At 55.9% G+C, this 25,826-nt stretch carries 26 protein-coding genes, 1 tRNA gene, 2 rRNA genes and 7 pseudogenes (1 of these 36 running past the window's edge); 12 read left to right on the forward strand and 24 right to left on the reverse strand.

Translation table 11 applies throughout. The features are described 5' to 3' along the window. Nucleotides 1-157: 157 nt before the first annotated feature. The 5 genes and pseudogenes from RBH71_RS03555 to RBH71_RS03575 all read right to left on the reverse strand — a co-directional run. Nucleotides 158-280: pseudogene (locus RBH71_RS03555) on the reverse strand (type II toxin-antitoxin system Phd/YefM family antitoxin); the annotation flags it as partial. Nucleotides 281-1,098: 818 nt separating this feature from the next. Next, complete coding sequence (locus tag RBH71_RS03560) at nt 1,099-1,284, reverse strand: hypothetical protein (protein WP_323687097.1); 186 nt, start codon at nt 1,282-1,284, stop codon at nt 1,099-1,101. 167 nt (nt 1,285-1,451) lie between these two features. Further along, nucleotides 1,452-1,698: pseudogene (locus tag RBH71_RS03565) on the reverse strand (DUF3175 domain-containing protein). Nucleotides 1,699-1,767: 69 nt separating this feature from the next. After that, the gene (locus RBH71_RS03570) at nt 1,768-1,959 is read right to left on the reverse strand and encodes a hypothetical protein (RefSeq protein WP_111790949.1); all 192 of its coding nucleotides are present in this window, start codon (nt 1,957-1,959) and stop codon (nt 1,768-1,770) included. Between the two features lie 50 nt (nt 1,960-2,009). Beyond that, a pseudogene (locus tag RBH71_RS03575) lies at nt 2,010-2,195 on the reverse strand (hypothetical protein); the annotation flags it as partial. A 152-nt stretch (nt 2,196-2,347) separates the two neighbouring features. On the opposite strand from RBH71_RS03575, the gene RBH71_RS03580 reads away from it, so the two are divergent. Together RBH71_RS03580 and RBH71_RS03585 are read left to right on the forward strand one after the other, a co-directional pair. Continuing rightward, entirely contained in the window at nt 2,348-2,536 is a 189-nt protein-coding gene (locus RBH71_RS03580) for a hypothetical protein (RefSeq protein ID WP_111800619.1), read from the forward strand. Between the two features lie 51 nt (nt 2,537-2,587). Further along, nucleotides 2,588-2,827, forward strand: a complete 240-nt coding sequence (locus tag RBH71_RS03585) for a DUF6894 family protein (protein WP_006315847.1) — start codon at nt 2,588-2,590, stop codon at nt 2,825-2,827. Here RBH71_RS03585 and RBH71_RS03590 read toward each other — a convergent pair. Next, nucleotides 2,810-3,556: a Crp/Fnr family transcriptional regulator gene (locus RBH71_RS03590; protein WP_323687098.1), complete on the reverse strand. Its 747-nt coding sequence runs from the start codon at nt 3,554-3,556 to the stop codon at nt 2,810-2,812. The two genes, RBH71_RS03585 and RBH71_RS03590, sit on opposite strands and share 18 nt — an antisense overlap. A 261-nt stretch (nt 3,557-3,817) precedes the next feature. Here RBH71_RS03590 and RBH71_RS03595 point away from each other — a divergent pair, with 261 nt between their 5' ends. Next, on the forward strand, nt 3,818-4,156 hold the full coding sequence (locus tag RBH71_RS03595; protein ID WP_323687099.1) for a hypothetical protein: 339 nt from the start codon (nt 3,818-3,820) through the stop codon (nt 4,154-4,156). Nucleotides 4,157-4,180: 24 nt separating this feature from the next. On the opposite strand, the gene RBH71_RS03600 is transcribed toward RBH71_RS03595, so the two are convergent. After that, on the reverse strand, nt 4,181-4,429 hold the full coding sequence (locus RBH71_RS03600; RefSeq protein WP_323687100.1) for a hypothetical protein: 249 nt from the start codon (nt 4,427-4,429) through the stop codon (nt 4,181-4,183). A gap of 250 nt (nt 4,430-4,679) precedes the next feature. On the opposite strand from RBH71_RS03600, the pseudogene RBH71_RS03605 reads away from it, so the two are divergent. The 5 genes and pseudogenes from RBH71_RS03605 to treZ all read left to right on the forward strand — a co-directional run bounded on the left by RBH71_RS03605 (nt 4,680) and on the right by treZ (nt 10,040). Further along, nucleotides 4,680-5,038, forward strand: a pseudogene (locus RBH71_RS03605) (hypothetical protein). Nucleotides 5,039-5,053: 15 nt separating this feature from the next. Next, nucleotides 5,054-5,836 carry a Crp/Fnr family transcriptional regulator gene (locus RBH71_RS03610; RefSeq protein WP_003518989.1) on the forward strand — a complete coding sequence of 261 codons (783 nt, stop codon included), beginning with the start codon at nt 5,054-5,056 and terminating at the stop codon, nt 5,834-5,836. Between the two features lie 124 nt (nt 5,837-5,960). Further along, complete coding sequence (locus tag RBH71_RS03615; protein WP_003518990.1) at nt 5,961-6,188, forward strand: hypothetical protein; 228 nt, start codon at nt 5,961-5,963, stop codon at nt 6,186-6,188. Between the two features lie 514 nt (nt 6,189-6,702). Continuing rightward, entirely contained in the window at nt 6,703-8,232 is a 1,530-nt protein-coding gene (gene glgA, locus RBH71_RS03620) for a glycogen synthase GlgA (protein WP_323687101.1), read from the forward strand. 26 nt (nt 8,233-8,258) lie between these two features. Then, complete coding sequence (treZ, locus tag RBH71_RS03625; RefSeq protein WP_323687102.1) at nt 8,259-10,040, forward strand: malto-oligosyltrehalose trehalohydrolase; 1,782 nt, start codon at nt 8,259-8,261, stop codon at nt 10,038-10,040. A gap of 116 nt (nt 10,041-10,156) precedes the next feature. On the opposite strand, the gene RBH71_RS03630 is transcribed toward treZ, so the two are convergent. Together RBH71_RS03630 and RBH71_RS03635 are read right to left on the reverse strand one after the other, a co-directional pair. Then, the gene (locus RBH71_RS03630) at nt 10,157-10,681 is read right to left on the reverse strand and encodes a sigma-70 family RNA polymerase sigma factor (protein WP_323687103.1); all 525 of its coding nucleotides are present in this window, start codon (nt 10,679-10,681) and stop codon (nt 10,157-10,159) included. Nucleotides 10,682-10,826: 145 nt separating this feature from the next. Continuing rightward, nucleotides 10,827-10,994, reverse strand: coding sequence for a hypothetical protein (locus RBH71_RS03635; protein ID WP_162649015.1), 168 nt, complete (start codon nt 10,992-10,994; stop codon nt 10,827-10,829). A 150-nt stretch (nt 10,995-11,144) separates the two neighbouring features. Between RBH71_RS03635 and RBH71_RS03640 the strand changes: the two are divergent. Continuing rightward, nucleotides 11,145-11,376, forward strand: a pseudogene (locus RBH71_RS03640) (hypothetical protein). A 21-nt stretch (nt 11,377-11,397) separates the two neighbouring features. On the opposite strand, the gene RBH71_RS03645 reads toward RBH71_RS03640, so the two are convergent. The 10 genes and pseudogenes from RBH71_RS03645 to RBH71_RS03690 all read right to left on the reverse strand — a co-directional run. After that, on the reverse strand, nt 11,398-11,595 hold the full coding sequence (locus RBH71_RS03645) for a hypothetical protein (RefSeq protein WP_003519000.1): 198 nt from the start codon (nt 11,593-11,595) through the stop codon (nt 11,398-11,400). Nucleotides 11,596-11,694: 99 nt separating this feature from the next. After that, on the reverse strand, nt 11,695-12,321 hold the full coding sequence (locus RBH71_RS03650; protein ID WP_323687104.1) for an isochorismatase family cysteine hydrolase: 627 nt from the start codon (nt 12,319-12,321) through the stop codon (nt 11,695-11,697). Nucleotides 12,322-12,330: 9 nt separating this feature from the next. Beyond that, the gene (locus tag RBH71_RS03655; protein ID WP_003519015.1) at nt 12,331-12,990 is read right to left on the reverse strand and encodes a DUF6766 family protein; all 660 of its coding nucleotides are present in this window, start codon (nt 12,988-12,990) and stop codon (nt 12,331-12,333) included. 81 nt (nt 12,991-13,071) lie between these two features. Then, entirely contained in the window at nt 13,072-13,572 is a 501-nt protein-coding gene (locus RBH71_RS03660; RefSeq protein WP_003519016.1) for a ferritin-like domain-containing protein, read from the reverse strand. 48 nt (nt 13,573-13,620) lie between these two features. Further along, nucleotides 13,621-15,759, reverse strand: coding sequence for a catalase C (gene catE / locus RBH71_RS03665; protein ID WP_323687105.1), 2,139 nt, complete (start codon nt 15,757-15,759; stop codon nt 13,621-13,623). Nucleotides 15,760-15,827: 68 nt separating this feature from the next. Beyond that, nucleotides 15,828-16,436 (reverse strand): general stress protein, encoded by a 609-nt coding sequence (locus RBH71_RS03670; RefSeq protein WP_323687106.1) that lies wholly within the window; start codon nt 16,434-16,436, stop codon nt 15,828-15,830. A gap of 26 nt (nt 16,437-16,462) precedes the next feature. Next, nucleotides 16,463-16,780: a PepSY domain-containing protein gene (locus RBH71_RS03675; RefSeq protein WP_003519019.1), complete on the reverse strand. Its 318-nt coding sequence runs from the start codon at nt 16,778-16,780 to the stop codon at nt 16,463-16,465. A gap of 254 nt (nt 16,781-17,034) precedes the next feature. Next, nucleotides 17,035-17,652 carry a flavodoxin family protein gene (locus RBH71_RS03680; RefSeq protein ID WP_112158292.1) on the reverse strand — a complete coding sequence of 206 codons (618 nt, stop codon included), beginning with the start codon at nt 17,650-17,652 and terminating at the stop codon, nt 17,035-17,037. 105 nt (nt 17,653-17,757) lie between these two features. After that, a pseudogene (locus RBH71_RS03685) lies at nt 17,758-18,164 on the reverse strand (low affinity iron permease family protein). Nucleotides 18,165-18,703: 539 nt separating this feature from the next. Next, a pseudogene (locus RBH71_RS03690) lies at nt 18,704-19,063 on the reverse strand (type IV secretory system conjugative DNA transfer family protein); the annotation flags it as partial. A gap of 235 nt (nt 19,064-19,298) precedes the next feature. On the opposite strand from RBH71_RS03690, the gene RBH71_RS03695 reads away from it, so the two are divergent. Beyond that, a complete protein-coding gene (locus RBH71_RS03695; protein WP_323687107.1) occupies nt 19,299-19,577 on the forward strand; it encodes a hypothetical protein in 279 nt (92 codons plus the stop codon). Nucleotides 19,578-20,093: 516 nt separating this feature from the next. Continuing rightward, nucleotides 20,094-20,270, forward strand: a complete 177-nt coding sequence (locus RBH71_RS03700) for a hypothetical protein (RefSeq protein ID WP_323687108.1) — start codon at nt 20,094-20,096, stop codon at nt 20,268-20,270. 100 nt (nt 20,271-20,370) lie between these two features. Here the strand turns inward: RBH71_RS03700 and RBH71_RS03705 are convergent, their stop codons facing one another. Beyond that, on the reverse strand, nt 20,371-20,964 hold the full coding sequence (locus RBH71_RS03705; RefSeq protein ID WP_323687109.1) for a hypothetical protein: 594 nt from the start codon (nt 20,962-20,964) through the stop codon (nt 20,371-20,373). Between the two features lie 694 nt (nt 20,965-21,658). On the opposite strand from RBH71_RS03705, the gene RBH71_RS03710 reads away from it, so the two are divergent. Then, nucleotides 21,659-22,009, forward strand: coding sequence for a LysR substrate-binding domain-containing protein (locus tag RBH71_RS03710; RefSeq protein WP_323687110.1), 351 nt, complete (start codon nt 21,659-21,661; stop codon nt 22,007-22,009). 60 nt (nt 22,010-22,069) lie between these two features. Here the strand turns inward: RBH71_RS03710 and RBH71_RS26625 are convergent, their stop codons facing one another. From RBH71_RS26625 to RBH71_RS03725, 4 genes are all read right to left on the reverse strand, one after another. Further along, complete coding sequence (locus tag RBH71_RS26625; protein ID WP_416349302.1) at nt 22,070-22,300, reverse strand: transposase; 231 nt, start codon at nt 22,298-22,300, stop codon at nt 22,070-22,072. Between the two features lie 125 nt (nt 22,301-22,425). Next, nucleotides 22,426-22,502: transfer RNA gene (locus RBH71_RS03715), tRNA-Met, on the reverse strand. Nucleotides 22,503-22,728: 226 nt separating this feature from the next. Next, nucleotides 22,729-22,843, reverse strand: a 5S ribosomal RNA gene (gene rrf, locus RBH71_RS03720). Between the two features lie 254 nt (nt 22,844-23,097). Next, nucleotides 23,098-25,826 (reverse strand): 23S ribosomal RNA (locus tag RBH71_RS03725); it runs 78 nt beyond the window's last position.

Consider the following 25,826-nt stretch of genomic DNA (forward strand, 5'->3'; position numbering starts at 1 on the left):
GTTTCGGGAGCGTTGCGCGCCAGCATTGTAGACCAGAGCATTTGCCAGTTCATAGTGCGGAACATGGCGACGAGATTTGGTGGCGATCAGCCGTTAGTGCTCTTGCGTCGTCGACGAGGTTGCGGCGCTTTCCGATGAGGCGCTCGAACTCGCGTTACGTCATCAACACATGAGATGGCCTGCCGCGATGGGTGATCGTCACGGATCCCGCTTGGGCGGCTTTCTTTGCCTTGCTAACGTCAAGATCGACTTCACTGCAGGAAAAACGTGTCATGGTCATCGGAAACCTCTATGTAATCCGAAATCCGCAATGCGGAGGAGCCACCTCCCCTGCGGCATCCCAATCTGGCAAAATTTTATCATGAGGAGATCGCTGCTCTTCACGACCAGCTTGGCAACGAGGCGACGAGGGCACAGGCGGCCGACAAGCTTCGCACGCTGGTAAACCGCATTGATCTCGTGCCCGATGGTGCGGAACTGGTTATCGTACTACGCGGCGATCTGACGCGATCCTGACGTTTGCTTCGGGCAAGAGGAAAACAGAGTTCCTCAACGAGAGGGCAATACTCGAAGAACTGTTGAGCCGAGCCAGGCGATCGAAGGGCAAAAACGCAAAAAGCCTCGTGATGGGGTTTTATTGGAATCGCAGGGATATTGGTTGCGGGGGCCTGATCGCACGGAGACTTGTAAGATCCATGGCTTTGAACTGATCCTTCGAATTCTATCGCAAGTTGAGCTGCTTTTCAATCTGGCGCTGATCCAGCGCAAATGGCTAAGATCGGAGGATAGCTAACAAGTTGCCGATAAGGTGGGTCACCCCAAAAACGCACAAGTGGGTCAATCCGTTACGCAAATCAACAGACGCAATGAAGTCGAAGGAATGGACTGGGTGCGCCGCCACGATCGGTATGAATTGCAGTCCTTACGTTTGCCTATGCAATTCCGGCGAGCAGTGGGGAAGGATACGTTCGTCACTTTGTGGATCGCCACGTCGATGCCAAAAAAACGCACGGGGGCAAAAGGCATGTGGCGTACCTGGCTCATGCCGGAACCGAAACGAAGAAATCCCCGTGACGCGAGGGGGGATGTTCCAGTTCTCTAGCGCCAGGAATTTTTGTGGCTCTGCTGGCCCGCCTTCACGTGCTGCTCATGCGTGCCACCGCGGCCTTTGCCATTGTCGCCACTTTTAGAGGCCGATGCCGACTGCGAACGATTGTCGCTGTTCTTGTGGCTTTGCTGGCCGGCCTTCACGTGCTGTTCGTGCGTACTACCTTGATTTGCCATGATATGTACTCCTCATTTTGGTGATTTGTCACTTGCGCGCCTTGTGGCACGCACTAGGCCAACCACGCACGGCGAGAGGAGTTCCTATATTTAATATTTCGTGAGAAGCGATTTTCGCTCAACCGGGCAGAACGAGCAATGATGGCGATCAATGAGCAGGATCGGTCCTACCGCCGCTTGCCGAATTCCTTGCGAAGCTCCTCCTTCGCATCTTCCAGTACTTTTTTGCGGTTGGTCGGCAGGATCCCGCCGGCGCGGTAGATATAAAACACCAGCATCGACATCGCAGACCTGATTGGTCTTGCGCCTGTCAGATTGCTCTGCCGAGGCCTTCGGCGATCTGGCAATCTCCGAGGCATCGTTTTTTGTGAACACGTCTTTCTCAAGATCGAGCGCGTCGCTTTCCTTGGTCACCTTCTACGACCATTTCTTTTTCTTTTTCTTTTTCTTTTTCGCCTTTTTCACTGTTTCTCTCCCGGCGAATCATGATTTTCGGTATGGGTCATGGGTATGGTGACTGTCACGCCCACGACCTCCTCCGGAAACCCTGCTCTTCGAACGCTTGTCGTTATCTGCGGCGGGTTTCTTGATTTCCAAGGGTGCCTTCGCGTTTTCATGCGATGCACCCGGCCCGCCCTGACGGATGCTGGCCGGTATTTTTGTTGAAGTGGACATGTCTTCCTCCGGTCGCAACGGACGAGCCGCGCATTACTTCTCGTCGCGCGTTTTATTGCGTCGGAAACACGCTTCTTACGTGGGTTTTTGACGTTCTCCCCAACAGCCTCCCGATCGTGCTCGGGATCGTCAAGGGGCTCCATGTAGCCGCTGGGGCGGGTTTCCTTCGGCCCCTCCCAACGGGGTGATTGGTCGGTGGTGCCGGGAGCGCCGTCTCGTGGAGAATTATTGGTCATCATTGCCTCCGGTTGGGTTGCGAACCCACCCAACCTCTTTGCGGCGACGATGTTCCGCGAAGACAACGACACAGCGTGGCAACTTTTTTCGAAACAATTTCGCGTTGCCCCGGTTAGACGCGAGAGAAAATTCAATCCGAGGGAACATGTCGATGACGGACAAATCCGGCAAATCCGATCGCATCTCCAGAATGGCTTATGAGCAGCAGCAGGACTTTATCAGGCGCTCGTCACTGCAATTCCTGGAATGCGCTATTCATTTATGCGCGACCAATATGAGCATTTCCGAACTTGCCGCCCGGCTTGAGAAACAAGCCCAATATTTGCGACACTTCGGCTGAGGACAAGCCGCGGTGCGCCTACGGCGACCATGTCGTTCCTGAGGAACCAACATGCCAAGATTTTTCTTCACCGTGATCAGCGGCAAAAACATCCTCGATGATCCGGAAGGCAGCGATCTGCCGTCGCTCGACCGGGCGATCGAGGAGGCGCTCCAAGATGCCCGGGCGCTGATGAGCGAGGCAGTCCTGCAAGGGCGCGACATCTCGGAAGGATGCATCATCATCCGGAATAAACAGCAGGAAGTATTGAAAGTCGTCCGCTTCGCCGACGCGCTAGGCAGAAATGACTGATGGCGTTGCAACGTCCGTCCGCATACGAGTTATCAGTTTTTCATATTCTTTTTCCGGGACGCCGTAGGTCGTGTCGGCGACGTCTTCCAATATGCTTCGATTGACGATCCGGACGTTTCCTCGGCTGGCACGGATGGCATGAATGCCTTCGAGAACATGGAGCTCGTTGGTGATGCCCGGCCGCCGCACGCCAAGAACCGTGGAGAGGAACTCATGGGTGATCGGCAGATCATCGGTATCGAGCCGGTCATGACACATCAGCAGCCACCGCGCGAGCCTTTCGCGCAGACTGTACTGCCCATTTGCCAGCACAAGCTGGCCCACCTGAAGCAGACAGATATTGATATAGCCCAGCAAAAGCTCCCGCAGCCGCACGTCGTTCTCCATCTCCTGTCGCAGTTCGACGGCGGGGATCAGAAAGCCACGGCCGCCGACACCCATGACGGTTTCATCCGGCGTGGTTTCCGCGCCCAGAAGAGCGGGCCAGCCGGTGATCCCCTCCCGGCCGACGAGCACGGTTTCTATGCTTTTACCGCTATCGTTATGAACGACGGTGGATGCCAGACCGGTTTCGATGAAACAGAGATGGGAAACAGGCACGCCAGGCGCAACGAGCTGATACCCCGCCGGCAGATCGACGTGCTCCATTCGAGACGCGAGCCGTGACAGCCCTTGCATGCCCAGGGTTTTCAATAGCAGGTTATAAACAAAAAAATCAGATCCAAGCATAGCGGTTCGCCCGGTTCGCCCCTTGCTCGAAAACAACAATATGCAGCGTTCATATTAACAGCGGAAAATCGCATGAAAACAGTGAGTACGTTTCCGTACGAATTTGCAGGAGGGTCCCTTGCTGCATCGGGGAATGGCCGAACAGGCGAAATTCTTGCCGGGACGACTTAGCGAAAGCAATCCGCCGCATCCGCCTTCAATATCTGGAACAAGCTCTTCCAATCGTGGTTAGGGGCTGCCACACAGGGAGGCTTGAACACCATGAAAAAGAACATCGAATACCAGATCACGGCGCATGAAAATGGATGGGCCGTCGTCATCTCTGATATCATAAGAGGCGTTTATCCCAGCCGACATCTCGCGCTCGCGGCAGCAAAGCTGCTGGAGAACGATATGCTGCAGACCGAAGAGGCGAGACGCTTCGCTCAAACTACCCATATGACGCTGACCGATACCGCAGCCCCCAATCGGGTGTCCCGGTCGCTTCAGGTAAGGGTGGCGGTGCCCCAACAGGTGGATGTTCCCCTGCGACGCAGAGGCGCAGAAATCAGCGTTCCACCGTCGACTGATGGTCGCAATCTGGAGGCGGGTAAGGTCTAGGCGAAATGACGGGCCGGCGCCGGCTCACGCGGTGCGACCGGGATGCGTCACGATTAAAAAATAGAGCGCAATGGCGGCCGCCAGCGCAAATATCACAAGCGTATAGACCATCATGGTTTTCCAGGTGCGTTTGCGGCGGCGAAAATCGCCGTCATCTACGCCGATGGGTGAAAACTTTGAATCGAGCCTTTCACTTACCGGTCGGTTTATATCCTGCTCAAGCCTGATGCTTTCCCGTGGCGGATCAGCCAAGTCATTGTCTTTTGCCTGCATCCGATACCTCCTCATGGGCGCGCGGCATCCCACCCCCGCCCATCCGCAATTGTTCCGCCCCCGAAGCGGGACGGCGGCGAGGAAAACCGTCGCAAGAGGTTTTCATCATCGGGACGAGATGCCCAACGCCGCGCCAGCCCTCTCGCGCTTATTTGATAAATTCGGACTACGGGGCGGCTGAAATCATCCTGCTCAGGCGTTATGGTAGGTGGAACGGCACACCCATGCAGTGGTATGCGAGGAGTAAAGCATGCGGACTGTCAAACGCCTCACCATCGCAATCATTGGCATGACTGATACCGTGACGCCGGAAATCAGGATGGCTTGGTTTCATGCTCAGATTGGTCTCGAGGGACCGTATTCCGCAAGTTTCATAGAGAGTGAAGCCGCTCTGAAATTTACCGCCGCGATTATCGACGTTCGTTACGAGGCAAACATCCTGCTACGCCTCACCGAGCAGTTGGATGGCGAAGCCATTCCCTATCTTTTTTCGTACCCGAAGCGGTCATCGATAGCGAGCCGGGACCTTTTGTCCTCTCCAGGCGTTCGGAAGACATTGAAAACATTGTTTCCGCCTTGATGGCGCAAGGAGGAGGCATCAGACATTAAAGGGAGGCACGTGTCATGCTGAAGCAACCCGATAGCCATGGCGAAGCCAATATTCTGCTTTCTCATTTACCCGATGACGTCCGGGTTGAGGTTGCAGACGCGTGCAGGTCTATCAACCTCGCACTGGGCGACGTGCTGATACCCGCCGGCGGGGCCATCGAGGGTGTTTTCTTCCTGTCATCCGGCATAGCTTCCGTCGTTGTCGTCACCAAATCGGGACGCAAGACCGAGGCGGGAGTTGTCGGCAAAGAGGGGTTCGTGCCGGCGGGAGCCGTAGCAGGCGCGCAAACGAACCTGACCGAGATCGTCATGCAAGCTCCGGGCGAAGCACTTTTCATGGATATCAGGTCGTTTGACGCGCTTGTTTCAAAACATCGGGTATTCTTCGACATTCTGGTCTGCGCCCTGCACGTCTCAAGAACACAGATACAATTCACGGCATCTTCGAACGCCACCCAGTCCGTAACGGAGCGCCTCGCCCGCTGGCTCCTGATGTGCCACGACCGGGTGGAAAGCAATCAGCTGCAACTGACCCACGAATTCCTGTCAACCATGCTGGCAGTCAGACGCGCGAGCGTAACGGACGCTCTCCACGTGCTGGAAAGCCTTGGGTTCATTCGCTCCGAAAGGGGACGAATTACGATCAAGAACCGCGAGATGCTTGAGACCTATGCCGGCGATCTCTACGGCGTGCCCGAGGAGGAAAACAATCGAATGCTCGCCCGATTTATGCGCAAATACAGCTCTGATTCTGCGCTTGACGACCTGACTGCTGTTGCGAGCGAGGGCGTTCGCTAGGCCCGACGGCCGTTCTCAGTTGTCGTTGGTACGCTTGCGGACATTTACCTTTGGTCGTTTCTCTATAAGATAAATGCATCTTCCCTCATGCTGTGAAACGCCGAGCGCGTTTCAAGGAGGTGAAATGCAAACCAATCACGAATACCTGAGTGCTGGAATTTTTCTGAACGAAGACATCAATATCGTTAAGGCAGCCTACGAAAATGTTGTGTCTGCAGAACGCGATCCGGCTCTATGCCCTGCAGACGTCGCCCGCTATGTCCTGAAAATGTATGATCGCGGCGTCGTCGATCCGTCGAAACTCCAGCAATTGGCCGCTCTCTATTTCCGAACCAAATTGCGTGTCGGCTGACGTCCAGGTCTGACGGGTGGCATCCTGTCACGATTTCAGCTTAGTTTTTCACCTCCCAGGTTTCCGATTATCCTGCATCTCGCCATGCGGGTGGGCAGAACGTTGCCGTGTTCCGACCGTCGATCGATCCGTGAAACGACACGACACCGATATGAAAGTCAGCCGGCGGACCGGGAACAAACCTGCGTAGGCACGGTTCGGGTTGCTCCAAGGAACTCATACCGAACGAGGTTATCAAATGACCCGGAAAACTCTCCCTATTCCAGAAGACAACCGGAGCCACCAGGGCCCCGGTGACAATGGCCGCCTGAGCACGGAAGACGCCTCATCTGTCCAGGAACAGAAAGCTTCGACCCAGACGGGCCGGCAGGCAAACATAAAGATTAACACGACCCATCAAGGGCACCGGCAGGACAGGTAATGCCCGCCTGTTCCCGGCAGGCGGCTTGGTTGTCACCAACCTGTTTCCGGGCTCCTCGCAATCTAAGATCAATGCGGTTCCTGGAGGCGCCAAATGCGGATTCTTGCCGTGACGGCCGAAATGTTTCCATTCGTCAAAACCGGCGGATTGGCCGATGCGGCAGGTGCTCTGCCGGAGGCGCTGGCGAGACAGGGGGCGGATGTTCGTACATTGCTGCCTTTGTACCGCAGGCTCACGCCACTTATCCGCGGAAAGGAGCCATGTCTGAGTGCAACTGTTCTTGAGCAGCCGGTATCGGTTTATCCCGTTATCTCAGACGGTCAACAACTGCTGCTTCTGGAAGCGTCGGACCTGTTCGACAGGGACGGCCATCCCTATGGCATAAAAGGCGAGCCTTTTTCCGACAACGATCTGCGCTTTGCGGTCCTTTCCAAGGTTGCAGCGAAAATCGCAGTCGGTGCGATTGACGGCTGGAAGCCCGATCTCGTTCACGCGCATGATTGGCACGCGGCCTTAAGCTGCGTCTACCTCGCCGAGGCAACGCCGCAGGTGCCTTCCGTCCTTACCCTTCACAATCTCTCGTTTCAGGGACAATATCCACTGGAACGGGCGGGCGTTCTCGGATTGCCGCCCCACCTCTGCACGGTGGATTGCCTCGAATATTATGGCGACATGTCGTTTTTGAAGGGTGGCCTGACGACCGCATCGGCCGTGACGACGGTAAGCCCCACTTACGCAAGAGAAATCCTCACACCGGAAATGGGAATGGGAATGCAGGGCGTGCTTGCTAAGCGGCGCGAGAACCTGCGCGGCATCGTCAACGGCGTCGATCAGGACGTCTGGAATCCGGCGACGGACCCTTACATTCTCGCCAATTTCACGGCTGCCACGGCTACGAGACGGAGCCTCAACAAATATGCCTTGCTCCAGGCCCTTGGTCTTGCACCTACTCAGGGCCCGGTCTTCGGCGTGGTCAGTCGCCTGACCTGGCAAAAGGGGATCGATCTCCTCCCTCACGTCGTACCCCTTATAATTGAAAGGAAAGGCAGGCTGATCATTCACGGAGAGGGGGATACGACACTGGAAGACAGTTTGCAGGCGCTGGCAAAGCGTTATCCGGAGCTGGTCTGCGCCCATATCGGCTATGACGAACGGCTGGCGCACATGATCCAGGCCGGCTCGGATTTCATCATCCAGCCTTCGCGGTTCGAACCATGCGGGCTGACGCAGCTCTACGCGCTGCGATATGGCGCGCTGCCCATCGTCAGCCGCACGGGCGGGCTGGCGGAAACCATTATCGACGCGAATGACGCGGCCATTGAAGCGGGCGTGGCGACAGGCTTTCAATTCGAGCCGGCGAATACAGACGATCTGTGCGCAGCACTGGACCGCGCCATTAACGCCTATAATGACCGGGAACTTTTCCGGCGGCTTCAGGGGCAGGCCATGCAGGCTAATTTTTCCTGGGACAAGAGTGCCGCACAATATATGGCGCTTTTCGAGAGCCTTGTTGGCAACAGCAAGCGCAAAAAGAACGCGGTCGCCGACTTCAGACCCGAGACTTTTGCAAAGATAAGAGCTGACAGGCGGCAGGCGGGAACCCCAGGATCACCAACAGGTTAGGCCACTGGCAACAGGAGGCTCTGGTGATGAATGCAGCGAATTATCGCAAATGGGGTGTGCAGCGCAATCAATCCGGCGACACGGATTTCAGCATCTGGGCACCCGCCTCGGCAACGGTGAAACTGTGGCTGAACGACGCGGAATTCGAGATGCAAACGGCCGGGAACGGCTGGCATAACGCCACAAAACCCACCTCCGCCGGCGATCGCTACGGCTTCATACTGGATGACGGGACAAGGGTTGCGGATCCCGCTTCCAACCAGCAGGACGAAGGCCCGCTCGGCCCCTCCCTTATCGTCAACCATGACTTCCACTGGAAAAACCCCGACTGGAAAGGCCGGCCGTGGCTCGAAGCGGTCGTCTATGAGCTTCATGTCGGAACTTTTACAAAAGAAGGAACATTTGGGGCCGCAGGGGAGAAGCTCGAATATCTCGCAGGCATCGGTGTGACGGTTGTCGAACTCATGCCACTTGCTACCTTCTCGGGCAGTCGCGGCTGGGGTTATGACGGCGTTCTGCAGTTCGCGCCCCAGCGAGATTATGGAACGCCCGAAGACCTCAAGGCCTTTATCGATAGGGCCCACGCCCACGGCATCATGGTGCTGCTGGATGTCGTCTATAACCACTTCGGCACCACGGGGAACGCAATTGAGGCGTTTGCTCCCAGATTCTTCAAGCAGGGCGGGACGCCCTGGGGACCCGCGCCGGACTTCAACCGCGCCGAGGTGCGGTCGCTCTTTCTCCAGAACGCGCTCTACTGGCTAGAGACATATCGGTTTGACGGGCTGCGGATCGATGCCGCCGACCATCTCACCGGCGGCGACGGAGACGTCGATTTTCTGTTCGAGATGGCGGGGCACGTGAAACGGGCGATAACGAGCAGGCATGTCCATATCGTTACGGAAGACGCGCGAAATGCAGTTTCACCCATGACACCTTCGTCTGATGGCCTCGTCGGTGTCGATGCCGAGTGGAACGACGACTTTCACCACGTGATTCATGTTGCCACCACGCATGAGGACGGCGGCATTTACGAGGATTTCGCCAACCAGCCCTATGACGGTCTTCGCCGCTCGCTCGCAACCGGCTTTGTCTATCAGGGCCACCCGCGGCCTTCTCATAATTTTGCCGGAAGCGGTGAACCCAGCGGCCATCTCCCGCCCCACCGGTTCGTAAACTTTCTGCATAACCACGATCAGGCCGGTAACCGCCTGCGCGGGGAGCGGCTGCGTTCCCTGATACAACCTCCCCTTTTCGATACGCTTGAGACGATCCTCCTCCTCGCCCCCCAGACGCCGCTGATGTTCATGGGCGACGACCATGGTTCGACCAACCCGTTCTTCTTTTTCTCCGACCACCCTGAAAACGACCGGGAGCAGGAGATCAAGAATCGGCTGAAACAGGCGGAAAGCTTCCAGGGCGAATTACCTCCCGAGGCCCCAGAGGTGGTGCTGGATCCGAATGATCTGCACACGATGCAAATCTCGACCCTGAAGTGGGATGAGGCGGAAACGACCGAGGGGAAGCTGGCAAGGGAAAGGATGAAGGCATTGCTTGAGAAACGGCGCCGGTACATCTGGCCGCTCCTGTGCTCGGATTTCGAGAGGGGAGTTTCCCTTGACTGCGAAACCCAGTGTCTGGCGATCGACTGGTATTTCAGCGCGGGACGGCTGGAAATGCGCGCCAACCTTTCGCCAAACCTCACCAGTCTTCCGACTGTGCAGGGGGAAACCTTTTTCCGGCACGGCAGTATCGAGGGCACGAGCTATGACGATTATGCCCTGCAATTTGCGATCGGTGACCGCTGACAGGAGCAAAGAAACAAAACGGCGGCGGCAATGTCTTGCGCGAGCGGTTCAACTCACCGAAAGAAAATTTCCGGCGATCCGCCGGAAAGGCGCTCTCGAGTGTGAGAAATTACACTTTAGTCAAGATTGCGCCGAAGCGATTCCCTTGCCCTGTTCACCCGGCTTTTGATGGTGCCCACCCGGCAGCCGCAAATGGCCGCGGCATCGGAGTAACTCGTCCCTCCGGCGACAAGCAGAAGAGCTTTATTCTGATCCTTGTCGAGATCCCGTATAGCCCGCATGACTTCCTGATGCTGCACACGCCATTCCTGGCTGGCAGGGGTAGACATGGTCTGCTCGATACCAACGGGCAAGCCTACACATTCGCGTTTAGACACCTTGTAGCGGGTACAGAACGTGTTGCGCAAAATGGTGAAGAGCCACGATTTCAAAGCCGTGCCGGGCGTAAAACCGTGCAGGGACCGCAGTCCTCGCAACATCGTCTCTTGAACGAGATCGTCGACATCCTCTTCATTCCTGACGAAGCGGCGGGCAAAAGCCGTCAAGGCCGGCGCCAGATCTGCAATACCGATACGCAACACCTCCAGCTGCGAATCATTTAATGTGTTTCCGGAAACTCCACTCACAGCGTGCTTGGCCATTTTCCCATCCTTTCACCATGGGCAAATGGCTCGGCAGACGCTTGGTTGCTGTACGCCAACGTACAATAGCGAAATCCGCGACGATCCAAAGGTCTCATTGAGAACACCCGGACCGCGTCTACGCTCGCGTCCCGACAACGTGGCTTCAGGCACTTTCCGCACTGCCGGGTGATTGTTTCCGATGCCGCTGTTCAATCATGCGTTCCGCGTTTTCTCTCGTCTGTTCCCTGTCCTTGCGGCTTTCATCGCTATTGCCAGAACGGGCGTCATCCGTACCGGGCTCTGGCTTGGCGTCATCGTCTGGTAGGCTCATCGCTTCATCTCCGCTTGTGGTTTCCGAAATGAGGGACCCGCTATCCCCGCAGTTTTCTAACCATGCAGCCTGAAGGATGTTCCGGCGTGATGAAGGCCTGAGGGAACACTGTCGCCGGAAAATGGTTAGGGAGGTATCAAGGAGGATGTCATGAACAAGGACGACAAGCTCAAGCAGATCCATGAGGACAGCGAGCCGCAATTTGCGCGCGGCAAAAAAACCTCTGATAACAACGGCGTCGCGAGCGCGAAGCCAAGGGTTATCACCGGCTCGGACGACGCAACCGCCAACAAGCTGCCGCCCGGGGTCAAAAAACCCGAAAAAGACTGGGGATTTGAACTACGATGAACGGGACACCAACGAGGGTGATTTCAGGGGTTAATCCGATCGACAATCGCAATTTTCACCGTGCCAGGTCCTCGATCAGAAGTTCGATGGACTGTGGCTCGGCGCCCTCTCGTGTCTGCACCGTCAACACGCTGCCGGTGTTCAGAACGCCCTCAAGCACGGTACGCTCGCCCACAATGATCTTGATGACCTTCGGGGTCGCAGCCTCGATATTCAGGCTGTTGCTGGTTTCGTGATCGACTCTCTGGGTCACGGCTGGACCTCCGTTGCTGGGAAGATTGGTGCCCTAACTGCGCTCGGCCAGGCTTGTTCCCTTTCTTCCGTTGCTGCGATGATGAATGGTGACGCTGGCTCACGAAAATCTTACGGACCGCCGAGCGGATTGCGACGGAAGAGCACCGAGGAGTGTCGCCGTATCGCAGACCTGCAGCTGCGTCGAATAACGGCCGGAGAGCAGCTTTAACGCTGCGTCGTGTGTCGCATCCCTTCCGCTGCAAAGCGCGTCCTCTACCATAATGACATGGAAACCTTGGTCTATCGCGCCTAGAACGGTGGCGAGAACGCAGACATCCGTTTCTCCGCCTGTTATCACAATCGTCGATACATGCTCCTTCCGCAGGATTTCGCCGAGACCCCCATGTTGCCAGGGCGAATAGACGCTTTTGCGGAAGATACGGGCGGGTGGGATATAGCGCGATAGGGAGGGGATTACCTCGATGAGCTCGGGAGGCAGGGCCTGCTGCGTCATCATCGGCCATTTTTCATAATAGGCGCGCCACGCACCGGGAGCCTCTTCTACGGTTTTAGGCGGTATAAAACAGGTGAAGATACAGCGGGCGGCATCCGCCCGAACCACGGCCTCCACCTCCTCGCTGATACGGTCCATCCATTCGACATGCCATGGCGTATCCTCGGCGAAAACGCGCTGCATATCGACGCACAGGTGCCGCCAGTCTCCCTGGTCCGAAAATTTGACCATGCCTCCTCCCTACCCGCCGGTCTCGCTGTGAGGAGCGGCAACCGGCTTCGATTCCGGCGAACCGCGAAAGCGCAGGAAGATGGAAAGAACGACGAGGACCGCAGTCGACAGAAACTCCGATTGCCAGTTCTGAAACGATTCAAACCAGAATTCTACACTTCCCAAATGCGCAAACAGCGTCGTCTCGGGCTCGCCGTGCATGGCGGCTTCCAACGCCGCCGTGTCGGCACTGTATTTCAGATGCAGGACAAAACTGACGATAAAAAGGAAGAGCAGCGCCAGACCCAGGGAATAGGAATAAATGGCACGGATAAATCCTCCAAGTTTTACCGGCCAGGGCGCCTTGGGATCATCTTCTTTTTGGGCAGGGTCTTCATCCTGCGAGGCAGTCTTGTCAGGATCCTTGGACTCCGACGAGCCTCTTTGAAAAAGAAATGCGGTCAGCATCACGTAAGCCGACATCTGGAGGAATTCGCTCTCCCAGTTTTCGAACAAAGCGGAGAGAAAATGACCGCTCTTTGCATAGGAAAAAAACGTGAGAGGCATGGCGTGATGTTGCGCCAGCTCCTCATTGTAAACCGCCCAACCGGTCGCCAGCATACCACCGATCGTCAATACGGAAGTCAGGACAAGGACAATCGCCAATCCATTGTCGCGAAACAGCCTCATGGTTCAGCCTCGCATGAAAGAGACAACTGCGAAATCGAAGGTGCCGCCGGTTTGAGCGGCACCTCCCAGGTGACGGACCGCTCACGCCGCCTTGGATTTGGCCTTCACGTTTGCCCTGGCCTGGGCAAGCGACGAGAGCGCCGTGTCCGTCGCGCTTTCTTCGCCCAGCGTCTGTTCGAACAGTTTGGCCGCTTCCTTCATGCCGAGTTCAACCGCCCACGTCTTCAATGTGCCGTAGCGGGTGATCTCGTAATGCTCCACGGCCTGCGCCGAAGAAATGAGCCCGGCATCAAGCGCGGACGAGCCTTTGAATTCCTCCATGATTTCCTCGCCTTCCGCGATGATGCCCTGGATCGCCTCACAGGTCTTGCCGCGCGCCGGCTTGCCGAGCAGTTCAAAGACATTCTGCAAACGCTCCACATGGACCTCTGTCTCGTCCCTGTGTTTTTCGAATGCCGCCTTCAAGTCCGGCGATTGCGCAGCGCGCGCCATCTTCGGAAGCGCCTTGAGAATCTGACGCTCGGCAAAATAAATGTCCTTCACCGTATCGAGGAAAAGGTCTTCCAATGTCTTCTCAGCCATTTTTAGTCTCCTGTTGCTTTGGTTGGTGAGTGGGAAATCAGATGTTCGTCATTGCTCATTAACGGGAACGGAGGCCTTGCCGAGTTTCACCGACGGCTCGCGCGCCCACACCCGCAATTTGCCGAGTTCGGACACGAAGGCCGCCAGTCCCTCCTCGCCTGGCAAGGGCAGCACCCCCTCATCCATGGCGTCCGCAATTCCCGCTTTTTCCAGAAGCGGCAGCGCCGACTGGTCGTAACCGATGAATTTGCAGTGCTGGAACGCGTCGGCGACGAAATCCCGCGCGGTTGCTTCCTTGATCAGTTCATCGACGGCCGTAGCCGATGTCAGCAGCGCCACCGCATCGAAAAGCACCGAAGGACCGCCATCGATCATGTGATGTGCCTCGATGAAGGTACCGTCCGACGCCGTCACGCCGCCAACCTTGGGCGCGATCAACTCGAAGACGGCTTTTTCGGCTGTTACCGCCTTGGTCAGCCCCTTCAGCAGTTTTGCATCCACACCGTCGGTGATGAGAATACCGAGCTTGCGACCCTCGAACCGTTTGGGCCCACGCTGAACAATACTGAGCGCCGGCGAAGGCTCAAGATCCTGACGGGTCGGCATGGCGGCATCCGCGGGCTTGGGCATGGCTTGCAGGCCGAGCTTCTGCGCTACCGTCGCAGCCAGCGTTTCATCGATATTGAGAAGATGCGCGACCATCCTCTCACGAATGACTGGCGTTTCCACCTTGCTGAGTTCGAAGGTGAGCGCCGATGCGATATGGCGTTGTTCAGGCGGCGTTTGGCTAATGTAGAACTGGCGCGCCTGGCTGTAATGATCGGCAAAACTTTCCGGCCGCAGCCTCGCCTTGGGTCCCTGCTCTTCAGCGGGGAAATGCTGGAAACCACGCATCGGCGATTCCCTTGGACCCTCTCCAAAGGAATTCGGCTGATAATTGGCCCGTCCGGTCGGGTTGCGCACCGCCATATGGCCGTCCTGCTGGAAATGCGCGAAAGGACACTTAGGCGCATTAATCGGCAGATGTGTGAAGTTTGGCCCGCCGAGACGCTTCAACTGCGTATCGAGATAGGAAAAATTCCTGCCCTGCAGCAGCGGATCATTGCTGAAATCGATGCCCGGCGGAACGTTCTGCGTCATGAACGCCACCTGTTCGGTCTCGGCAAAAAAGTTGTCCGGCATACGATCAAGGACGAGCCGGCCGACCGGTTTGGGCGCCAATATCTCCTCGGGGATGATTTTGGTGGGATCAAGGACGTCAAAATCGAAACTGTCGGCGAAGTCCTGGTCGAAAAGCTGCACCTGCAACTCCCACTCCGGGAAATTGCCGGACTGGATCGCAGTCCAGAGATCACGCCGATGGAAATCGGGATCGGCACCGTTGATCTTGACCGCTTCGTTCCACGCCACCGATTGCAATCCAAGTTTCGGCTTCCAGTGAAACTTCACGAAGCTCGGTTCTCCCTTCCAATTGATGAGGCGGAAGGTGTGTACGCCGAACCCCTCCATAAACCGGAAGGAACGCGGAATAGTCCGGTCCGACATGATCCACATGACCATGTTCATGCTTTCGGGCGTCAGGCTGATGAAATCCCAGAAGGTGTCATGCGCCGTTTGCGCCTGCGGAAAGGCGCGGTCGGGCTCCTGCTTGGCGGCATGAATGAGGTCCGGAAACTTGATTGCGTCCTGAATGAAGAAGACGGGAATGTTGTTGCCGACGAGATCCCAATTTCCTTCCTTGGTGTAGAGCTTCACGGCAAAGCCGCGCACATCCCGCGAGAGATCGGCCGAGCCCTTGTTGCCGGCCACTGTCGAGAACCGCACGAAGGCGGGCGTCTTTTCACCGGCCCTCTGAAACAGGTCAGCCTTGGTATGGGCGGCAAGGGAGTCATAGGTCTCGAAATAGCCATGCGCGCCGTAACCGCGGGCATGAACTACGCGTTCTGGAATCCGTTCGTGATCGAAATGGAAAATCTTCTCGCGGAAATGAAAATCATCCACGAGAAGCGGCCCGCGAGGACCGACCCGAAGGGAATTCTGGTCGTCCGCAACCGGCCCGCCATGCGCGGTCGTCAGCACGGGCTCGTCGCCAGTGGCAATCTGGTGCAGCTCGCCTCCTTCTCCCCGAACAAGCTTCTGGTCGTGGATGGTAACGGATGATGAGGTGGAATCTGGTTTTTTGGCCATGTTAACTCCTGCAAGGCGTTGACCAGGGACCATGGCGGAATCAGGCCCCTGGAGGACGGACGTTCTCGTCAAATTGCCGAGCGGCGATAGCGGCTACGTTCCTGTTCAATGTCTTCCGCTGCGTAGGGTCTCGATGTCTCGTCGAAACGCGTCCAGCCCTGTTCGCGATAAGCGGCGCGGCGTTCGGCAGGATCAACCCAGCCTTGCCGCTTCAGCACGGCCTCGGCCTCCGGCACCAGATTGTCTTCCACACGGGCGGTTACCAGTGTGCCGCCCCTGCGCACCCCTTCCGCGTAGAGATTGGCATCCTCTTCGGAAACACCCGAGCGGGTCATAGCTCCGATCAGCCCGCCGGCCGCACCGCCGGCAACAGCGCCGCCGGCTGCTCCGACTGCCGTTGCGGCAAGCCAACCGGCTGCAACCACCGGCCCCACTCCCGGGATCGCCATCAACCCAAGTCCCGCCAGCAGACCGCCGGCGCCACCAACAAGCGCGCCGATGCCAGCACCGGCGCCAGCGCCTTCGGCAGCATTGGAATCGGAATCCTCTCCATGTCGCCTGTCGGCGTTGCTGGCCACAACGCTGATATCGCTTGACGGCACGCCCGCTCGCCCCAGTTCGGAAACGGCAGCGCTCGCATCATCATAGTCATCGAAAAGTCCGGTTACGGTTCTCATGTCATTTCTCCCAAATCCTGCGCGCCTCACTTGGCGACGACGTTGCCCTGATAATCGAGCGCGATGGCGACGGTCTTGCCGCCCTTCATGCCCGATGCCATCCACACGCCCTTGTCATCCTTCGTCAGATTCTTGACCTGGGTGTAACCGGCATCTTCAATCCTCTGTCTGGCCTGCGCCTCAGTGAAGCTATTGGCGCCCTCCACCGGGGCCGTAGGGTTACTGGCGCCCGGCGTGGCGACAGCAGGCGTATCGCCTCCGGGATTGGCGGTCGGCGTCTGCTGGGCGAAAGCCGACAGCGCGCCGCTCCCCAGAAGCAACGCAACGAAAACAGTCTTCTTCATTGGGATTTTCCTCCGCTTGCATTATGGCTCTCCAGCCTCCCTCTCGGGAGTTCCCCCGAGATGGGAAACCCCTTCCAGGGCCGGCATGGACATCTCCCGAACAAACCGACATGCGGAGAGTTCCGAAAAATAATGATCGACGAGGAGAATCTCGTTTCGAAAATTCGGAGCGGATCATGGAGGGCTCGATAGCATACGACCCGCGTAGCCGTTCGAGGGCGTAAGGCCTGCGACACGAACCGGTAAAATGGATATCAGTCCTCGCTGCCAGGATATTGGCTGTCCTTCAGGAGTTCCGCCACGTGCACTGTGTTGCGCACAAGCATGCTGATCATGGTTTTAACGGCATCAGGCGTCTCATCGAGATCGACGAAATTCTTCGATCCCATCGCCTCCCCTACCCAATAGGCAACCGCATTTGCCGGGATCGTGAAACCAACATCATTCAGAGCCTGGAAAAGTTCCGCAGAAACATGATGAGCCCCATCCTCATTCCCGACGACCGCCACCGCGGCAACCTTGCCGTAGGAAACCATACGTCCCTGCTCGTCCGTTTCCTCCAGAAATGCATCCATGCGCTCCAGCGCTCGTTTGCACACGCTCGAAGGCTGTCCGAGCCATATCGGTGTGCCAAACAAAAGAATATCGGCAGCAAGAATCTTCTCGCGGATAGCCGGCCAGGCATCCCCCGCGCCTTCGTCTGACGTAACCCCGGCCTTGATGTCATGATCAGCGAGCCAAATCATTTCGCTTTGAACATCGTGATCGCCGAGCTCTTGAAGGATCAGGGCCAGAACTCTTCCTGTCGATGACGGCTCTGCCGATGTGGAGGACTTGAGTGTGGCATTCAACGCAAGGGCCTTAAGAGACATGGTAATTCCTTCTGTCAGCGGGCTTTCCCGCGTGTTGGTCTTCGGTGACGATGTTACGACGATGACAGGAGATGGCCACCGCCGCCATCTGACAAACCGCTCGACCTAACGCCGGGAAAGCAATCGCGCCATGGCATGATGCGGCGGCGGCTTTTCACCTTCAGAGCCGTTTTCCTTTTCCAGCCGAGCGCGGATGTCCTCAATTTCTGCTTCCGTGAGGTGCTCGATCCCGATGAATCCGCCCGCGCCTCCTCCACAGCTCGAAGCAATTCGTCTAATTTTGCTTCCATCGCCGCAGAATCCCGGTTCTGCGAGTTCTGCACGAGGAAAATCATGAGAAAGGTGACAATGGTCGTGCCCGTGTTGATGACCAACTGCCAGACCTCCGAAAACCCGAACAGCGGCCCGCTTATTCCCCAGACGATGACCGTGCCAAGCGCGGCGACAAAAGCTGTCGGCGAACCGGAAAAAGACGCTATGCGGCTCGCTAATTGAGTGAAAAACCTGTCCATGGCGCTGCACCTCATGGCTGACACCGACACTGACACAGAACATACCTGCCGTATCACCCGCGATCCACGGATCGGCAATGCGTGCTGCGTTCCGTTGCCCCAACAAAGAACACACGCGATGGTTCCGGAACGCGGCGAGTTGGAAGCGAGCAGCACCATGCTTTAAGTACGAAGCGAGACGACGTTCACCCGCTGCCAGCCATCTCAAAAGTACAGCACCAGTACGCCATTTCTTCAGGCCAATGTGTAGATGGCAAAGTTACCCAGGACGAGGACCACCCACAAACACCGACCCGTTTTTGCGGGCACAGCTACTGCGAGCCAGTTCTTTCTTCAGCCGCCTGATCTCCTCGGTCACCTCGTCGTCGTTGGCGTTCGACGCCCCAAACCTCTTCTTCCATTCGTATGGTGAGAGCTGGCCAACGCCGTGACGTTGAGAAACCTCGCAACCGGATAGCCTTCGCGCGTGGTCTGGTGCACGTCTCGCATACGCAGCACGATTATCTGGAGATGCTTCGTGGCGCTCTCGCCATGGTCTAGAACACGACCGTTTCCTGTCTGAGCAAATCAGAGATGAGGCGGGCGCTGTCATCGTTGACGCCGAAGACCTGCAGCACGCCAGCGTTGGACAGGAAGGTTCCGGCGCGGTGACCGTATGTGGCACGCAGCTGATGGATGTCCTGGAGGACGGGCCAAAGCTGGACACCATAGCCCGCCATCAGACCCATTGCGCGTTCGACTGGTGCCAAATGCCCAAGGGATGCGAACTCATCAAGCAGATAAAGAACCGGTGTGGCCGGCTTTGTCGTATCGCGAGCCATTTCGAGCAGGCTTTGGGAGACAAGCAGTCGCAGCCAGCGCGAATAGGTCGAAAGGCGATCAGGAGGAAGGACGTGGAACGTACGACGTCACATGACAGTTTATCCCTATGTCCGCAGCGAGCTCGCGCAATTCCATCTCTCACCTCTCCGAAATACCGCGCCACATCATTGTCAGATACTGGACGAAAAAATCGACATTGCGTAGTTTTGAATAACAATTGCATCCATCGAAGCGATTTGGCACTTCGTCTCCCACGATTTGATTCAAACCCGGATACGTCGCCGTTTCAACCGATCGCACAGGAGAAACCCTATGCTGATACTTGAGATCGTCATTTTTTCTGCGGCTCTTATCGCGGTTAGCCTTCTGGCAGTACAACAGATTGTCGCGCAGGTTCGGGAGCGCAACTTCTACAAGAAGAACGGTGGCGATTTTTCTGTCGACAGCGACATGGATCACGTCAGACTTGACAGATCCATGCACTATAACGACCTCCGGCTCACGAATTGGCAGCGATTTTATCTCTTCCGCCCGGCTTGTATCGCGATGCTCGTCTTTGTTTGGGCTATAATGATAGTCTCTCTGCTTTAACTGAAGCGCCAGGCTTTAGTTCAGCAGAATCGCGAAAAAGTTTTCTTCTCCCGAGACAATGCTTCATGCAGAACAGATCACGCTGGTCCAACATCTCAAATCTGCTTCCAGGCACTATACGATCGTATAGTTAGGTGTCGTCGTGAAAATGTTGTGCTTGGGTTACCCTTGTGCCGGCCAGCGAACACATCCCCGGATCCTTCCAGCACATCCATGATCCGCCCTCAGTGGGCTCGCCCGCTATTACCCGATCGTATAGTTCGATGCTAAGCCGCGAAGATGTGTGACTGTCGCTTGCGACAAGAAACTACTGCCCAGATATTCAGCAAAGCTGTATGAAAATATGTCACTTCGTTCTATCGCCTGGACCAGATTGGTATCACCAAAGACAACGAGGTATTCGTGATTCTCCGGCGCCCAGATCCAGAGATCATGACCTGAAAAATGGATCAGAAGGCTATAGGGCGAATTTTCAAACAGTGCATCAAACACCAACCCGACCGGTTGCGGCGCAAAATGGCGCGCAGGCTGACCGAACTCATAAGCGACGAAATCAATCTCGTCACTACCGATACGCGCGGCAACAAGAGCGATTTCCTCCTCGCTTGGAAATTCGGGATAAATTCTCGCCGCGAAATTCCTGTTTCGGATGGCCCGATGATCCAGCGCGCAATCTTTTCCAATGAAGTCTAAAATTACGAGAATCCTCTTTAATCGCCGTGGAAGCCAATACCACCCAGACCGATATTCCTCTTATTGGGACGAAATGACCGCATTACCGGGAGCAACTGGCTCATTTGGGATCCCTCACAAAGGCTTCAATCGCGCTCTGGGATGACGATAAAACACGGCCCGCAGAGAAACGCTCGATAGAAACGGCCGCTTTATCCTCGCTAGTGAAAGCCAGATCGAAAGTGGAAGAGAGTATCCGCGCCCATCCCTCATTGTAGGTCGCACCTTCAACATGAATGACGCTCATCGAAGGCCAACTCACCTGCTTTTTGGTTTCCGGATCGGCTACCTCGGCACTGCCAGTTAAAACCTCCCGGGTTTTAAGGGGCGGGGCGTTGCTGCCAGGAGGAAGTTGAAACTTAAAACTGTAGGTTCCGCTCTCTGGGTAAACAAAATCCACTACAGAGGCAGGCGACGACACGCTTAAATGGAACTCCTTTTCGCGAGCGTCCCCAGGTCCCGAATCTGCAGCTAGGGCGCGCCATTCAACATCAGAAACCTGACGACCAGATATGATTACCGCCCCGCCTTCTTTATTCAGCGGCTCATCAACGGATATAATCAAACGAGTCGAGAATTTCGGCTCCTTCGATTGGCTTGATGACGATGATACAGTCAAAGCAAAAAAGACGGCTAAGCTGACAGCATTCTTCAAGATTCTCATCCCTACCGATATTCCTCACTTCAAATCCATTCGCTTGCAGCGGTTTTAACGCGCTTTCTTCGTCGACAAAGTTTTTTCATTAGTCCTGATATCCCGATCAGGAAGCGTTCGAATGCGACTCCCAGGTCGGTGTCTCAACGATGTGCGGCTCCAGACTGGATGCCAGGAAGTTTTGCACTTGCTCTGTCGAAGGAAGGCAGTTTTGCGGGTGTTACTTGCGTTCGCAACTGGGCATCTCGTTTCCTCCGGTGAAGAATACACCACCACAGATTGCTCCCCATTGTCATTGCAATCCCAAATTCGATGCCACACTAATACATCTCCATGTCGCCTTCTCATTGTACACTGAACGCAACCCCGGATTTCCGCGCCCGGCCACCGTCCATCCGGAACACAAACGTGCTAGATGAATGCCTCATATTTCACTTCCGGAAAATCCATCAACGTTATGATAAAAGGAAAATAACTACGAAATGCGAGTGAGAAAGCCCACCTCTGTACCCACGCGCCGTGATGCATCGGCGTCACATTCTGGTGCCGACTTCAGGGCCTGAAGCCCACCTCGAAGGTCTGGGATTGACGCCCGTCAGCCGACCCAGCAACCTCATATAATGACCGTGACCAACAGTTTCATTGCCGAACTTGTTCGCTACGCCAACAGGCTCGATCACCTCGACGGCTATCCTTGGATGAACTGCCGCTTCTTCATCGACGTCAGAACCCGGACGCCTGGCGACGTTATGCGCAGGAGACCGGAATCGCGCTGGCCAATCCTGCGATCGGTGCCCGCTACGATCTTCACATTATGCTGATCGAGGCAGCGCTCACGGGGCTCGGCGTCGCACTGGTGCCGCGCCTCTATATCGAAACCGAGTTGACGGAAGGTCGATTGATCGCACCTTGGCCTGATGGTCAGTCAATCTCCAAGACCTTCTGCCTCATCCTGCCGGAGCCGATCCGATTGAGTGACGGTCCAATACAGGTTTTCGCAAATTGGCTTCTCAACGAGGCGCGATCGTCAAATCCAATCCCTTGATGTCAGCCTGCGTGCCCCTGGCGCGCAACTCCGCCCTGACAAACTCAGACAACGGGCAACTCAGCCCATTTCGTGCGGCGTCAGAGGGCTATGCTTGCGCACCCATTTGCGCACTAGGTTCGTATTGATCCCGTGATCAATGGCAACACGCGATAGCGAAGCATCCGGTTTGAGGGCCGCAGCAACAACCTGCTTCTTCCACGTTCGATCGTAATGATGGTTCCCTTGCCGGTCCACAAACAGCACGTGCGGTTTGTCTCCATTCGCTGCCGTAATTCCATCGGTGTCCACCCTTTCAGTCGGTGGACACCCTTTGCACCAATCCCTTCAGCCAGTGAAGGTGCGTGGAAATGAGCGCTTACGGTATTTCGCAAAAGGAAAACCCCGCAGCTTAAGCTACGGGGTTTTTGTGAAGATGGTTGCGGGGGCAGGATTTGAACCTGCGGCCTTCAGGTTATGAGCCTGACGAGCTACCGGGCTGCTCCACCCCGCGTTACCAGCGTAAATCCCTATTGGATTTATCGCGACTGCATCACAGGGACGCTGTGATGTATAGTTCCGGAGCAAATTGCCGAAGGCGATTTGTCTCCTTTAAGGGACGCACGTTGCGTTTTCCTTATGTTTTCATGTTACGCAATGCAAAAAGGCCGCTTTGAGCGGCCCTTTGTATCGGCTGGGCCGAAGAGTTTGCTTGAGAAGATATTTGTTGCGTTTTGCAGACCTGGCAGCGACCTACTCTCCCGCGTCTTGAGACGGAGTACCATTGGCGCTGGGGCGTTTCACGGCCGTGTTCGGAATGGGAACGGGTGCAGCCGCCCCGCGATAACCACCAGGTCGGCAAAACGCAACACAGTTCATGTTTTCACATGAGTGTTGTTTCGAGAAGCTGGGAAGCTTGCGCTTCATTTAATTTAACACGTCTTTCTTTGACTGGTCCGTTTGCCTGCCTTGCTCGGGATAGAGCTTGGCAGCCATACAGGACGCTAGTCCGTCGCCGGTTGTCCGGCGCGCCGTCCGCAGGGCCATTGGCCCGTGAGGACATAAAGATGATGTCATCAAGCTTTGCTTGATGAACATATTCAATGGGAACGAAGAAGTCGATCGAGCTATTAGTAACGGTAAGCTTCACATGTTGCCATGCTTCCACACCCGTCCTATCAACGTGGTCGTCTTCCACGGCTCTGATAGGGAACACTCGTTTTCAGGTTGGTTTCCCGCTTAGATGCCTTCAGCGGTTATCCATTCCGTATATAGCTACTCTGCTATGCCCTTGGCAGGACAACAGATCCACCAGAGATACGTCCATCCCGGTCCTCTCGTACTAGGGACAGATCCTGTCAATATTCCTACACCCACGGCAGATAGGGACCGAACTGTCTCACGACGTTCTGAACCCAACTCACGTACCGCTTTAAATGGCGAACAGCCATACCCTTGGGACCTGCTCCAGCCCCAGGATGCGATGAGTCGACATCGAGGTGCCAAACAACCCCGTCGATATGGACTCTTGGGGGTCATCAGCCTGTTATCCCCGGCGTACCTTTTATCCGTTGAGCGATGGCCCTTCCACACGGGACCACCGGATCACTATGACCGACTTTCGTCTCTGCTCGACTTGTCAGTCTCGCAGTCAGGCGGGCTTATGCCATTGCACTCGACGACCGATTTCCGACCGGTCTGAGCCCACCATCGCGCGCCTCCGTTACTCTTTCGGAGGCGACCGCCCCAGTCAAACTACCCACCATACACTGTCCCGGATCCGGATAACGGACCGCGGTTAGACATCCACGAAGATAAGGGTGGTATTTCAAGGATGGCTCCACAAGAACTGGCGTCCCTGCTTCAAAGCCTACCACCTATCCTACACATGCCTTGGCGAATGCCAGTGTAAAGCTATAGTAAAGGTGCACGGGGTCTTTCCGTCTGACCGCAGGAACCCCGCATCTTCACGGGGAATTCAATTTCACTGAGTCTATGTTGGAGACAGCGGGGAAGTCGTTACGCCATTCGTGCAGGTCGGAACTTACCCGACAAGGAATTTCGCTACCTTAGGACCGTTATAGTTACGGCCGCCGTTTACTGGGGCTTCAGTTCAGAGCTTGCACCCCTCCCTTTAACCTTCCAGCACCGGGCAGGCGTCAGACCCTATACGTCGTATTGCTACTTCGCAGAGCCCTGTGTTTTTGATAAACAGTCGCTACCCCCTGGTCTGTGCCACCCCATCATACTTGCGTAAAATGGGGTCACGCTTCTTCCGAAGTTACGCGTGCAATTTGCCGAGTTCCTTCAACATAGTTCTCTCAAGCGCCTTGGTATACTCTACCTGACCACCTGTGTCGGTTTCGGGTACGGTCTATACGGTGGAGCTATTTCCTGGAACCTCTTCGCCGCACATTCAATCCAGTAAGAATGTACAACACACGAGATCCGTCACTACCACCAGGCCCACGAATATTAACGTGGTTCCCATCGACTACGCGTGTCCGCCTCGTCTTAGGGGCCGGCTAACCCTGCTCAGATTAACTTTAAGCAGGAACCCTTGGTCTTTCGGCGAGGGAGTCTCTCACTCCCTTTATCGTTACTCATGTCAACATTCGCACTTCCGATATCTCCAGCAGCCCTCACGGGTCCGCCTTCACAGACTTACGGAACGCTCCGCTACCACGCAACAGTCACTACAACTGTCACATCCTCAGCTTCGGTGCATGGCTTTAGCCCCGTTACATTTTCGGCGCAAAGACCCTTATTTAGACCAGTGAGCTGTTACGCTTTCTTTAAATGATGGCTGCTTCTAAGCCAACATCCTGGTTGTTTTGGGATCCTCACATCCTTTCCCACTTAGCCATGACTTGGGGACCTTAGCTGGAGGTCAGGGTTGTTGCCCTTTTCACGACGGACGTTAGCACCCGCCGTGTGTCTGCCGACTAGTACTCCTCGGTATTCGGAGTTTGGTTAGGATCAGTAAGACGGTGAGTCCCCATAGCCCATCCAGTGCTCTACCCCCGAGGGTATTCGGTCGACGCTCTACCTAAATAGATTTCGCGGAGAACCAGCTATTTCCGAGTTTGATTGGCCTTTCACCCCTAGCCACAAGTCATCCCAATCTATTGCAACAGATACGGGTTCGGCCCTCCAGTTGGTGTTACCCAACCTTCAGCCTGCTCATGGCTAGATCACTCGGTTTCGGGTCTAATGCAACTAACTCAATCGCCCTATTCAGACTCGCTTTCGCTGCGCCTACACCTACCGGCTTAAGCTTGCTAGTTACACTAAGTCGTTGACCCATTATACAAAAGGTACGCCGTCACCCTTGCGGGCTCCGACTGTTTGTAGGCATCCGGTTTCAGGTTCTATTTCACTCCCCTCGTCGGGGTGCTTTTCACCTTTCCCTCACGGTACTTGTTCGCTATCGGTCATGCACGAGTACTTAGGCTTGGAGAGTGGTCTCCCCATGTTCAGACAGGATTTCACGTGCCCCGCCCTACTCAAGGACAATGACTGTTCTACGCGTAAGGGGCTATCACCCTCTATGGCCGACTTTTCCAAATCGTTCCGCTTTATTCATCATTGCCACTGGCCTGGTCCGCGTTCGCTCGCCACTACTTACGGAGTCTCGGTTGATGTCCTTTCCTGCAGGTACTTAGATGTTTCAGTTCCCTGCGTTCGCTTCTTACCCCTATGTATTCGAAAGTAAGATACCTTATCACAATGCTTGGAAACCCAGGCCGTTCATAAAACAGACTGGATTTTCCAAGCATTTAAGGTGGGTTGCCCCATTCGGAGATCCATGGATCAAAGCTTATTCGCAGCTCCCCAC

Source organism: Rhizobium sp. AN68, assembly GCF_030758035.1.
Taxonomy (GTDB): Bacteria; Pseudomonadota; Alphaproteobacteria; order Rhizobiales; family Rhizobiaceae; genus Agrobacterium; species Agrobacterium tumefaciens.